A 12297-nucleotide genomic window follows, 5' to 3' on the forward strand; every position below is an offset into this window, starting at 1 on the left:
GCGGAAGAGCTTCGAGAAAGCGCTTTCCAGGAAGCGGGCGCTACTTAAGGTACGCGAGGCCGGGGTGGACCGCGGTGTAGCCCTCGACCAGCCTGCGGGCGACGCCCACGGAGTCGACCAGGGGGTGCAGGGCGAAGGCCTTGACCGCGGTCGTCCGGGCACCGGACTCGGCGGCCGCGAGCACCTCGCGCTCGACCGCCTTGACCGAGCAGACCAGGCCGGTGGCGTGGTCGGGCAGCGGGGCGACGGCGACCGGGTGGGCGCCGTTGGCGTCGACCAGGCAGGGCACCTCGATCACGGCGTCGTCGTCGAGCACGGAGAGCGTGCGCTGGTTGCGGACGTTGAGGATCAGGGTGGTGCGCTCGTCGCGGGCGATGGCCCGCATCAGGGCGAGGGCGACCTTCTCGTAGCCGCCGGAGAGGTCGTCGGCGTCGCGCTCGCCGGCGCCCGCGGTCTCCCGGTTCTCCGACATGTAGGTGGCCTCGCGCTCGGCGCGGGTGCGGTCCCAGGCGTCCAGGGCCTTCACACCGGGGTCGGCGACCTGGTCGTAGAAGTGCGCCTGCTGGTCGGCGAGGAAGGCGCCGCGGGTCTTCTCGGCCTGCTGGTAGGCGCGGACGGCCTCGCGGTTGAAGTAGTAGTAGTGCAGGTATTCGTTGGGGATCGCGCCCAGGGACTGGAGCCAGTCGACGCCGAAGAGCTTGCCCTCCTCGAAGGAGCCGAGCAGGTCGGGGTCGGCGAGCAGCCGCGGGAGCTCGTCCCGGCCCGCGATCTTCAGGCCGCGGACCCAGCCGAGGTGGTTGAGGCCGACGTAGTCGATCCACGCCTCGTTGGGGTTGGCGCCGAGCACGCGCGCGATGCGGCGGCCGAGGCCGACCGGGGAGTCGCAGATGCCGATGACGCGGTCGCCGAGGTGGCGGGACATGGCCTCGGTGACCAGTCCCGCCGGGTTGGTGAAGTTGATGACCCAGGCGTCCGGGGCGAGCCGGGCCACCCGCCGGGCGATGTCGACGGCGACGGGGACCGTGCGCAGGCCGTAGGCGATGCCGCCCGCGCCGACGGTCTCCTGGCCGAGGACGCCCTCGGCGAGCGCGACCCGCTCGTCGTTGGCGCGGCCCTCCAGGCCGCCGACGCGGATCGCCGAGAAGACGAAGTCGGCGCCGCGCAGGGCCTCGTCGAGGTCGGTGGTGGCGGTCACCGAGGGGGCGTCGGGGACCCGCGCCGCCTGCTCGGCGAGCACCCGGGTCACCGCGGAGAGCCTGCGGGCGTCCAGGTCGTGCAGGACGACCTCGGTGACCCGGCCCTCGGCGCGGTCGCCCAGCAGGGCGCCGTACACCAGCGGCACGCGGAACCCGCCGCCGCCCAGAATCGTCAGCTTCACTCTTGCACCTTTCCTGCCTCGACCACCTCGACGCCCGCCTCCTCCAGGGAGGAGCGGGTGACGGGGTCGGCCGGGGCGTTCGTGACCACCATGTCCAGGTCCTCGGGACCACAGACCTTCGCCATGCCCGTACCCGGGAACTTGGCGGCGTCGGCGAGCAGGACGACCTTGTCACTGGCGTTGATCATGGCTCGCTTCACCGGCACCTCGACGACCGTCGTGTCCATCACCTGCCCGCCCGGACGCACTCCACTGGTGCCGAGGAAGAGCCAGTCGGCGTGCAGCTGGCGCAGGTTGTCCTCGGTGAGGAAGCCGACCAGGGAGCGGTACTCGCGGCGGAGCATCCCGCCGAGCAGCACCAGCTCGATGCCCTCGTCGTCGGCGAGCTCCTCGTAGACCACCAGGTTGCTGGTGATCACCGTGAGGCGGCGGCCGTGCAGCTGGCGGGCCAGCCGGTACGCGGTGGTGCCGATGTCCAGCAGCACCGACTGGCCGTCGGCGACCATGGCGGCGGCCCGCTCGGCTATCGCGTCCTTCTCGGACACGCGCACCTCGGCGACCTCGGCGAAGGGCTGGTCGCCCTCCTCCACGACGGCGCCGCCATGGACACGTGTGAGCAGGCCGTCCTCCTCGAGCTTGACCAGGTCGCGCCTGATCGTGGCGGGGCTCACACCCAGCTGCTCGGAGAGATCGGTCACGGACGCGGGACCACCGGAGCGCAGGGCCCGCAGGATGAGTTGGTGTCGTCGTTCTGCCAGCACGGCGTGAACACTACTCGTCATCTTCAATCAAATCCATGCTCAGTTCTGCTCGGGTATTGACCAATCTCTCGGAGCAGCGCACGATTCCCGTCATCGAAATTGACGAGTTTTGACGAGAGGCTCTTCGCGTGGACGACGACAGGCCCGACGTGCTCCTGACCGGGCTGCTCTTCTACGACCTCGTCCTCACCGGGCTCGGGAAGCCCCCGACGCCCGGCGAGGAGATCTGGACGGCCGGCATGGGCTGCGGCCCCGGCGGCATCGCCAACCTGGCCGTCGCCGCGTCCCGCCTCGCCCTTCGGACCTCCCTGGCCACGGTCTTCGGCGACGACTTCTACGGCGCCTACTGCCAGGAGGTCCTCGCAGGTCAGGAAGGCGTCGACCTCTCGCTCTCACGGATCGCGGACGGCTGGCCCACCCCCGTCACCGTCGCGCTCGCCCACGGCTCCGACCGGGCCCTGGTCACCCACGGCCAGGAGCCGCCGTACTCCCAGGACGTGCTGATGGGCGACCCGCCCGAGGCGCGCACGGCCCTCGTCCACCTGGAGGCCGAACCACGCGCCTGGCTCGCCAAGGCCGCCGCGAACGGCACCCACATCTACGCCGACGTCGGCTGGGACCCCACCCAGGAGTGGTCCACCGACCTCCTCGACCAGCTGGCCCTGTGCCACGCCTTCCTGCCCAACGAGGGCGAGGCGATGGCCTACACCCGCACCGACAGCGCGGTGGCGGCCCTCGGGACGCTGTCCGAGCTGGTGCCGGTCGCCGTCGTCACCCGCGGCGGGGACGGCGCGGTCGCCGTCGACCAGATCACCGGCGAGTACGCGGACGTCCCGGCCCTCGACGTGGGTGTCCTGGACGCCACGGGCGCCGGTGACGTCTTCGGCGCCTCCTTCGTCGCCGCTTCGCTGGGCGGCTGGCCGCTGGAGGAACGGCTGCGGTTCGCCGTCCTCGCGGCCGGACTGTCCGTGCAGCACCACGGCGGCGCCCTCGCGGCCCCCGGCTGGTACGGCATCGACCGCTGGTGGCGCTCCCTGACCGATCCCGAGCTGCGCACGGCGTACGGCTTCCTGACCGACCGGCTGCCGGCGGACGTCGGTCCGCCGGTGCGGCACGCCCCGGTCACCCCGCCCCGGCCCCACTGACCCTCACAACGCCCCCACAGTCCGACACCCCTCAGCACCACGAACAGGAACAACAGGAGTGACCCGTGGACCTTTCACGTAGAGGCTTCCTCCAGGCCGCCGCGCTGACCGCGGCCGCGTCCGGACTGACCGTCGCCTGCGGCGGCAGCTCGGGCTCGGGCGGCACCAAGAACGGCAAGAACCTCACCCTGTGGTACTGGGGCGGCGCGCTCAGCGACAAGGTGGTCGCGGAGGCGAAGACCCACTTCAGCAGCGAGATCAAGCTGACCACGGCGTCCATCGGCGGCGACTTCAAGCAGAAGCTCACCACCACCCTCGCGGCGGGCACCTCGGTGCCGGACATCACCGGCATCAAGGGCGAGGACATCGCGTCCTTCCTGCCCAACGCCAACCGCTTCCTGGACCTGAACGACCTCGGCTTCAAGAAGATCTCCTCGCAGTACCTCGACTGGAAGACCAAGCTCGCCCAGACCGAGGACGGCAAGCAGATCGGCTTCCCGATCGACATCGGCCCCACCGCGATGTTCTACCGCGAGGACTTCTTCGCCAAGGCCGGCGTGGACACCGACCCGGCCAAGGTCGCCGCGCTGGTCAGCACGTGGGAGGACTACTTCCAGCTCGGTGTCGAGCTCCAGAAGAAGAACCCCGGCACCTACCTGGTCAACAACATCAGCTCCGTCTTCAACATCGCGGTCGGCCAGGGCACCCAGCGGTTCATCGACAAGGACAACCACTTCATCGGCGACGGGGACCACATCCGCGCCGCGTGGACCACGGCGGTGCGCCCGTACACCCTGGGCATCGACGCCAAGATCAACGACCAGACCTGGAACGCCGCCGTCGGCAAGAACCTGCTCACCGAGCTCGGCGCGGCCTGGCACGCGCTGGACATCGAGCAGGCGGCGCCGCAGACCAAGGGCAAGTGGCGGGTCTGCGCCAACCCGGTCGGACCGGCCAACCAGGGCGGCTCCTACCTGGCGCTGCCCAAGCAGTGCCGCAACCCCGAAGAGGCGTTCAAGATCATCAGCTGGATCCTGAGCCCCGCCAACGACGCCCGCGGATTCACGGACGCCGCCATCTTCCCGGCCGCGCCGGCCGCGTACGCCATGCCGGCCATGACCGGTCCCGACGCCTTCTTCGGCGGCCAGAAGGTCATCGAGGTCTTCGGCCCGGCCGCCAAGGCCATCAAGGTGGCCTACGAGGCGCCCGCGGACGCCGCCGTCATGGCCCCCTTCATGACGGAGCTGACCAACATCGAGGCGAAGGGCAAGAAGCCCGACGACGCCTGGAAGGACGCGGTCAGCCAGGCCAAGCAGATCGCCCGGCGGCAGGGGGTGAGCTGAGGTGACGTCCCCTCCGGTCACCGGTCCCGCCGTGGTGTCCAAGCACCGCGGCGGGCCGGGCCCGGCCCGGTTCCGCCCGCGGCGCACCGCGCCCGCGGGCACAGCTCGGCCCAAGCGGCGTGGGCCGCTGGCGTACTGGCGGCAGTACCTGGCGATCTCGCCGTTCTACCTGATCTTCGCCGCGTTCTCGTTCTTCCCGGTCTTCTACTCGCTGTACCTGGCCTTCCAGCGCTGGGACGGCATGGGCACCATGCAGTTCGTGGGGCTCCAGCAGTTCCGGTTCCTGTGGGACGACCCGGTCTTCTGGCTGTCGATCCGCAACACCCTGGTGATCTGGGTGCTGTCCACGGTGCCGACCCTGTTCGGCGCCCTGACGCTGGCGACGCTGCTGCACTCGGTGCGCCGCTTCAAGGGCTTCTACCGCATCGCGCTGTACGTGCCGAACGTGACCTCGATCGTCGCCGTGGCGATCTTCTTCGGCGCGGTGTTCAGCAACAACTTCGGTCTGGTCAACGCGATCCTGGGCGTGGTCGGCATCTCGCCGGTTCCGTGGCTGAGCAACCCGTGGCTGATCAAGGTGGTCATCTCGCTGCTGATGACCTGGCAGTGGACCGGCTACAACATGATCATCTATCTGGCCGGCCTCCAGGCGATCCCGACCTCGATCTACGAGGCGGCGAAGATGGACGGCGCCGGTCCGATCCGCACGTTCTTCCAGATCACCATTCCGATCATGCGGCCGATCATCCTGTTCACGGTCATCATCTCGACCATCAACGGGCTGCAGAGCTTCAGCGAACCGCAGGTCCTGTTCGCCAGCAACGCCGCCAACGCCAACCTCGGCGGACCGGGCCAGGCGGGTCTGACGACCTTGCTGTACTTCTACCAGTCGGCCTTCCTCAACAACGACTACGGCTACGGCGCGGCCATCGTGTGGGCCTTCTTCGTCCTGATCATCATCCTCGTCGCCGTCAACTGGCGTCTCACCACACGAGGGAGGAAGGCATGACCGCGGTCGACACCGCGCGGCCGGCCACGGGCGGCAGGCGAACTCGCCGCCCCAGGGGCCTGACCGCGCACATCATCCTCGTCGTGGCCGTCCTGGTCTCGGTCTTCCCGTTCGCGTGGACGATCGTCATGGCGACCAACACCACGCAGGACATCTACAAGAGCCCGCCGAAGTTCACCTTCGGCTCGCATCTGCTGGAGAACATCCGGCACGTGCTGAACACCATCGACTTCTTCGGGTCGATGCTCAACACGGTGATCGTCGCGACCGTCACCACCGCGCTGGTGCTGTTCATCGACTCCCTGGCGGCCTTCACCTTCGCCAAGTTCGACTTCCCCGGGCGCAAGATCCTCTTCGGCACCCTGCTGTTGTTCATGATGCTGCCGCTCCAGCTGGCGATCCTGCCGCAGTTCATCCTGATGTCGAAGATCGGCTGGGTGGGCATGCTCAAGGCGCTGGCCCTGCCCTCCCTCGCCAACGCCTTCGGCATCTTCTGGCTGCACCAGTACATCCAGAACGGCGTTCCCGACGAACTCCTCGACGCCGCGCGCATCGACGGCGCCGGGTTCTTCCGGCAGTACTGGAACATCGCGCTGCCGATGATCAGGCCCGCGCTGTCGTTCCTCGCCATCTACGCCTTCGTCAACTGCTGGAACGACTACATCTGGCCGCTCGTCGTGCTCACCGACCCGGGCCACGTGACCCTCCAGGTGGAGCTCGCCCAGCTCAACGTCGGCCACACCACCGACTACAGCATGGTGATGGCCGGTGTGCTGATGGCGGCACTTCCGCTGGTCATCGTGTTCAGCATCTTCGCCCGCGGCTTCATCGCGGGCGCCACCGAGGGCGCGGTCCAGGGCAGCTGACCGGGTGCTGGGAGAGAGGGGTGCGTGGTGACGTACGACGTCGGCAAGGTGCTCGTGGTGGGGATGGACGGGCTGCGGTACGACCTGCTCACCCGCTCTCCGGCCGTGGCGCCCGTACTGCACGGACTCATGGCGGCGGGCGCCCACGGCACCAGCCTGCTGCCCTACGGCGAGGTGGACGGCCAGGCCCCGGACGGGCCGTCCACGAGCATGGCGTACACCGACTCCGGGCCGGGCTGGTCGAGTGTGCTGACCGGCGTCTGGCCGGACCGGCACGGCGTGCGCGGCAACGACTTCGCCGGTGCCGACTACGCCCGCTACCCCGACTTCCTGAGCCGGGCCGGCACCGCCCGGCGGCGGCTGCGCACCGCGGCCGCGGTGTCCTGGCCGGAGCTGATCCGGCGCGGCACCCTCGGCCCCGCCATCGGCCGCCGGGTGCGCTACGACGGTGAGACGGACGGCTACGGCACCGCGGACCGGCTCGTCGCCCGCACCGCCGAGCGCTGGCTGAGCCAGGACGATCCAGACGCCGTGTTCGTGTACTTCGGCGCCACCGACGAGGCCGCCCACGCCATGGGCCCGCACAGCCCCGCCTACGACCGCGCCCTGCTCACCCAGGACACCCACCTCGGGTGGCTGCTGGCGGCCGTCAACACCCGGCGCCTGGACCCCGCCCGCGCGCGGGAGCGCTGGACCGTGCTGGTCACCACCGACCACGGGCACCTCGACACCGGCGGTCACGGCGGCGCCACCCGGGCCGAGCGGGAGGTGTTCGTCGTGCTCGCCGAGCCCGGCATGCCGGGCGGCACCCGGCTCGACACCCCGCGCCTCATCGACATCGCCCCCACCGTCCTGGACCGGCTCGGCGTCCGCGTCGACCCGGCCTGGGGCCTTCAGGGCCGGGTCCTGCACGGCCTCGGTCAGTCCTGCCACGCCCCCGCACCACCGACCACGGAACGGCCATGACCGACGCACCCCGCAGACCCCGCCCCACCGACCCCCTCGTCGCCCTGCGCCCCTGGGAAGCGCCCGAGGTGACCTCCTGGGGTCGCCTGCCCATGAACGCCGTCGACCGGCGCTCCGGAGCACTCCCCCTGGACGGCGACTGGCGTTTCCAGTTGCTGCCCACTCCGGACGCGCCGGTCGGCGGTGCCTGGTCCTCGGCGTACGTGCCCGGTGTCTGGACCATGCAGGACACGGACGACCTGCCGCGGTACCTCAACGTCCGTATGCCGTTCCCCGAGTTCCCGCCGCACTCCCCCGCCGCCAACCCGACGGGTGTCCACGAGCGTGACGTGGACGTGCCCGCCGAGTGGGCCGGACGCCGGATCGTGCTCCAGGTCGGGGCCGCCGAGAGCGTGCTGCTGGTGCACGTGGACGGACGGCCCGTCGGGATCTCCAAGGACTCCCACCTCGCGGCCGAGTTCGACCTGACAGGACTGGTGCGTCCCGGCGCGCGGAGCGTCGTACGGCTCACCGTGGTCAAGTGGTCGGACGCCTCGCACATCGAGGACCAGGACCAGTGGTGGCACGGCGGGATCACGCGGTCGGTGCTGCTGTACGCGACGGATCCGCTGCATCTGGCGGACGTGACCGTGCGGGCTCGCTCCGACGGCTTGCTGCGGGTCGACTGCCGGGTGCGGGACACGGGCGGGGCGCTGCCCGGAGGGTGGTACGTCAGCGGCGAGCTGGAGGGTCAACTGCTCACCCAGGACGCGGAGTTCGACCGGCTCAACGCCGAGGACGAGCGGGTCTCCGACTTCCTCGGGGAGGCCCGGCTCCAGACGGTCGTCGAGGACGTCAGGACCTGGAACGCCGAGACGCCCGAGCTGTACGACCTGACCGTCCGGCTGCACCGCGCCGACGGCACGGTCGCCGACACCTCACGGCACCGGATCGGCTTCCGGGACGTCGAGATCTCCGGCCGGGACCTGCTGGTCAACGGGGAGCGGGTGTTCATCCGGGGCGTGAACCGGCACGACTTCCACCCGCTGACCGGGCGGACGGTGTCGTACGACGACATGCGCGCGGACCTGATCACGCTGAAGCGCTTCGGGTTCAACGCGATCCGCACCAGCCACTACCCCAACGACCCCTCCCTCTACGACCTCACCGACGAGCTGGGGTTCTACGTCGTCGACGAGGCGGACATCGAGTCGCACGACCACGCCCATGAGATCGCCGACGACCCGCGCTATCTGAACGCCTTCGTGGACCGGGTCGCGCGGATGGTGCTGCGGGACAAGAACCACCCGTCGGTCATCGTCTGGTCGCTGGGCAACGAGTCCGACTACGGCGCCAACCACGACGCGGCCGCGGGCTGGGTACGGCGGCACGATCCGACCCGGCCCGTCCAGTACGAGGGGGCCGCCAAGCTGGACTGGGCGGCGGCCGGCGACGCCACCGACATCGCCTGCCCCATGTACGCCCCGCTGGAGGAGTGCGTGGCGCACGCCCTCTCCGGACGCCAGACCAAGCCGCTGATCTGGTGCGAGTACTCCCACGCCATGGGCAACAGCAACGGCACCCTCGCCGACCATTGGGCGGCCATCGAGTCCACGCCAGGACTTCAGGGCGGGTTCATCTGGGAGTTCTGGGACCACGGCATCCTCCAGCGTGTGAACGACGGCAGACCGGTCGGGCGTGGGGGCGCCGGGCTCTATGACAACGGTGTCGCCGCGCCCGGGCACCGGTGGGCGTACGGCGGCGACTTCGGCGAGCCCGACCACGACGGCGCCTTCATCGCGGACGGCGTGGTCTTCCCCGACCGCACCCCGAAGCCGGCGATGTACGAGCACCGGGAGATCTCCGCGCCGGTGCGCATCGAGTGCTTCCGGCACGAGGGCATCGTGCTCGGCAACCACCAGCACTTCCGGGGCCTCGCCTGGCTCGCCGCCGAGTGGGAGCTGTCGCTGGCCGACGGCCGCACGCTCACCGCACCCGTCGAACTGCCCGATCTGCGGCCCGGCGAGACAGCGGCGGTACCGCTGCCGTTCCAGCTGCCCGAGGACGGCGGTGAGGCCTGGCTGACGCTGCGGGTGACGACCGCCGGGGACGAGCCCTGGGCGCCGCGCGGCACGGTGGTGTGCGTGCCGCAGGCGCGGTTGCGGAAGGCACCGCCCCCGCCGCAGCCGGCGCCGGTGCGGAACCGTTTCGTCGAGGTGGACGACGAGGGCCTCCTGGTCCACCCCCTGCTCACCGCCGCCCCCACCCTGTCCCTGTGGCGGGCACCCACCGACAACGACGAACTCGGCGGCATGGCCCCGCGCTGGCGTGACTGGGGCCTCGACGCGCTGGTGCGCAAGGTCACCGACGTGCGCCGGGCCGAGGGCCGGGTCACCGTGCACGCCGAGTACGCCTGCGCGGCGGGTGCGGTACGTCATGTGCAGGTGCTCACCGCGGTCGAGGGCGGCATCCACGTCGAGGAGTCGGCCGAGCTGCCCGAGGAGCTCGACGACGTGGCCCGGGTCGGGTCCGTCTTCGAGACGGTCGCCGGGCTCGACCTGATGGAGTGGTTCGGACAGGGTCCCTGGGAGTCGTATCCGGACCGGGCGTTCGGGGCTCCGGTCGGCCATCACTCCGTGCCCGTGGACGAGTTGTTCACCCCCTATCTGCGTCCGCAGGAGAGCGGCGGCCGTCATGGCGTACGGCACTTCAGGCTCTCGGCACCGGACGCCACCGGCCTCTCGGTCGTCCTGGACGAACCGCGCCAGGTCGGTGTGAGCCGGTACCGCGCCGTGGATCTCACCGCGGTGGCGCACCACGACGAGCTCGTCCCGAGGGCGGGCTGCGTGGTGCACATCGACGCGGCCCACCGGGGTCTCGGCACCGCCTCCTGCGGGCCCGACACCACGGCCTCCTGCCTCGTCACGCCGGGCGTCCACCGCTGGAGCTGGACGCTGCGCGCCCTCTGAACCACCCCCCTCACCGAGCTTCACGTCCCTCTGGGAGCACACGTGTGTACTTCGCATGAGCACGACCACGGCCAGGAGGCCGCACAGGCCGGCGCCGGCCGGCGCAGTTTCCTGCGGGCCACGGCACTGCTGGGCGCCGCGGCCACCGCCGGGGTCACCCTGCCCGCCGTGGCGGAGGCCGCCCCCGACACTGTGTCCGTCCGGCGTCCCGACGCCGAGAGCCGGCGCTTCACGCTCGCCGTGATGCCCGACACGCAGTACCTCTTCGACGGGCCGAGCATCGACAAGGCGCCCGTGGAGGCCTCGCTGCGGTATCTGCTGGAGCACGGCAAGGACGAGAACATCGTCTTCCTGTCCCACCTGGGCGACCTCACGCAGAACGGGGCGGCTCCCGAATTCGCCGCGATCAGCGAGGCGTTCGAACTGCTGGACCGGCGCGGGGTCGGCTACAGCGTCCTCGCGGGCAACCACGACGTGAAGTCGTCCACCACCGACCAGCGCGGTACGACGCCGTACCTGGACGCGTTCGGGCCGTCCCGGTTCAAGGGGCACCAGACCTTCGGGGGCGCCTCCGCCGACGGCTACAACACCTACCACCTGTTCCGGGCCGCGGGGCGCGAGTGGCTGGTCCTCGCCCTGGACTGGCGGCTGTCCGACCAGGGGTACGCCTGGGCGCGGAACGTCCTGGCCGCCCACCCGAAGACCCCGGTGGTCCTGACCACGCACGAGCTGGTCGTAGCGGACGACACCCTGTCGGACTACGGGCAGCAGCTGTGGGACCAGCTGGTCAAGGACCACGACCAGATCTTCCTCACCCTCAACGGCCACTACTGGCCGGCCGGCCGCGCGACCCGGAAGAACACCGCGGGCAACGACGTCCACCTGCACCTGACGAACTACCAGAACCGGTACTTCGGCGGCGCGGCCATGATCCGCCTGTACCGCTTCGACCTCGACCGGGGCGTGATCGACGTGGAGACGGTCTCCCCGTGGATCCTCGGCCGGGCCGCCAAGGGCCTCAACGAGCTGGAGCGGCAGGAGATCGAACTCAGCGGCGACGCCGACCGGTTCACGGTCGAGATCGACTTCGCGGAGCGCTTCGCCGGCTTCGACCCCGTCCCCGCGCGCCCGGTCCGTCCGGCCTCGAAGATGCTGATACCGGGTACGGCCGCGTACTGGCGCTTCGACTCGGCGGTCTCCGGCACGGTCCGCGACCTCTCCGGCAAGGGCAACGACCTCACCGTCGTCTCGGTCGGCGGCGGCTCGCTCGGCTGGTCCGCGGACCACCACCCCGACCAGCCCGGCCACGGCAGCCTGGAGTTCCAGGGCTTCAAGTCGCCGTTGAAGGGCGCCTATCTCCAGACCGTCGACAAGGCGCCGCTCAACTCGGCGGTGTTCAAGGACGGTTACACCATCGAGGTGTTCTACCGCATGCCGGCCGACTGGGACCCGGACCACAACGCCTGGGCGGGACTGGTCAGTCGGCGAGGTACCGGCGGGGCGGCGGGCAAGACCGGCGACGACCCCGACGAGCCGCTCGCCACGCTGTCGCTGTCCAACGACCGCGAGCCGCAGTGGGCCATGCGCCCGCTCAACCAGGAGAGCATCGCCACCAACTGGGGCCAGGAGACACCGCTGGAGACCTGGTGGCACCTCGCCGTCGTCAACGACGGCAAGCACACCACGCTGTACGTCCAGGGCTGCCCGGTCGTCCGCAACCCGAAGGCGTCCGCCGTCGGGATCACCTCGGTCGGCGAGCCGTGGCTGCTGGGCGGCTACACCTACGCCGACAAGATCGACCAGATCTTCTACGGCCGCCTCGGCGACGTCCGGATCGTGTCGCGGGCGCTGCCCGTCTCGTCCTTCATGACCCACTGATGG

General features: G+C 70.6%; 9 protein-coding genes. 7 read left to right on the forward strand and 2 right to left on the reverse strand.

All coding sequences use genetic code 11. From position 1 onward, the window contains the following. Window positions 1–40 precede the first annotated feature (40 nt). Both OHN19_RS07060 and OHN19_RS07065 read right to left on the reverse strand, forming a co-directional pair. Window positions 41–1378, reverse strand: coding sequence for a 6-phospho-beta-glucosidase (locus OHN19_RS07060; RefSeq protein WP_330263321.1), 1338 nt, complete (start codon window positions 1376–1378; stop codon window positions 41–43). Further along, window positions 1375–2139, reverse strand: a complete 765-nt coding sequence (locus OHN19_RS07065) for a DeoR/GlpR family DNA-binding transcription regulator (protein WP_123764202.1) — start codon at window positions 2137–2139, stop codon at window positions 1375–1377. The genes OHN19_RS07060 and OHN19_RS07065 overlap by 4 nt, the downstream gene beginning before the upstream one ends. A gap of 128 nt (window positions 2140–2267) precedes the next feature. On the opposite strand from OHN19_RS07065, the gene OHN19_RS07070 reads away from it, so the two are divergent. The 7 genes from OHN19_RS07070 (at window position 2268) to OHN19_RS07100 (ending at window position 12294) form a co-directional block, all read left to right on the forward strand. Beyond that, window positions 2268–3284, forward strand: a complete 1017-nt coding sequence (locus tag OHN19_RS07070) for a carbohydrate kinase family protein (protein ID WP_330263322.1) — start codon at window positions 2268–2270, stop codon at window positions 3282–3284. A gap of 65 nt (window positions 3285–3349) precedes the next feature. After that, a complete protein-coding gene (locus OHN19_RS07075; RefSeq protein WP_330263323.1) occupies window positions 3350–4627 on the forward strand; it encodes an ABC transporter substrate-binding protein in 1278 nt (425 codons plus the stop codon). A 34-nt stretch (window positions 4628–4661) separates the two neighbouring features. After that, window positions 4662–5636, forward strand: coding sequence for a sugar ABC transporter permease (locus OHN19_RS07080; RefSeq protein ID WP_330269544.1), 975 nt, complete (start codon window positions 4662–4664; stop codon window positions 5634–5636). After that, window positions 5633–6502 (forward strand): carbohydrate ABC transporter permease, encoded by an 870-nt coding sequence (locus OHN19_RS07085; protein ID WP_330263324.1) that lies wholly within the window; start codon window positions 5633–5635, stop codon window positions 6500–6502. The genes OHN19_RS07080 and OHN19_RS07085 overlap by 4 nt, the downstream gene beginning before the upstream one ends. A 27-nt stretch (window positions 6503–6529) precedes the next feature. Then, the gene (locus OHN19_RS07090; RefSeq protein WP_330263325.1) at window positions 6530–7468 is read left to right on the forward strand and encodes an alkaline phosphatase family protein; all 939 of its coding nucleotides are present in this window, start codon (window positions 6530–6532) and stop codon (window positions 7466–7468) included. Then, window positions 7465–10416, forward strand: coding sequence for a glycoside hydrolase family 2 TIM barrel-domain containing protein (locus OHN19_RS07095; RefSeq protein ID WP_330263326.1), 2952 nt, complete (start codon window positions 7465–7467; stop codon window positions 10414–10416). Before OHN19_RS07090 ends, OHN19_RS07095 begins: the two co-directional genes overlap by 4 nt. A 42-nt stretch (window positions 10417–10458) precedes the next feature. Then, window positions 10459–12294 (forward strand): LamG-like jellyroll fold domain-containing protein, encoded by a 1836-nt coding sequence (locus tag OHN19_RS07100; protein ID WP_330263327.1) that lies wholly within the window; start codon window positions 10459–10461, stop codon window positions 12292–12294. The last annotated feature ends 3 nt before the right edge of the window (window positions 12295–12297 follow it).

It is taken from the genome of Streptomyces griseorubiginosus, assembly GCF_036345115.1.
Taxonomy (GTDB): domain Bacteria; phylum Actinomycetota; class Actinomycetes; order Streptomycetales; family Streptomycetaceae; genus Streptomyces; species Streptomyces griseorubiginosus_C.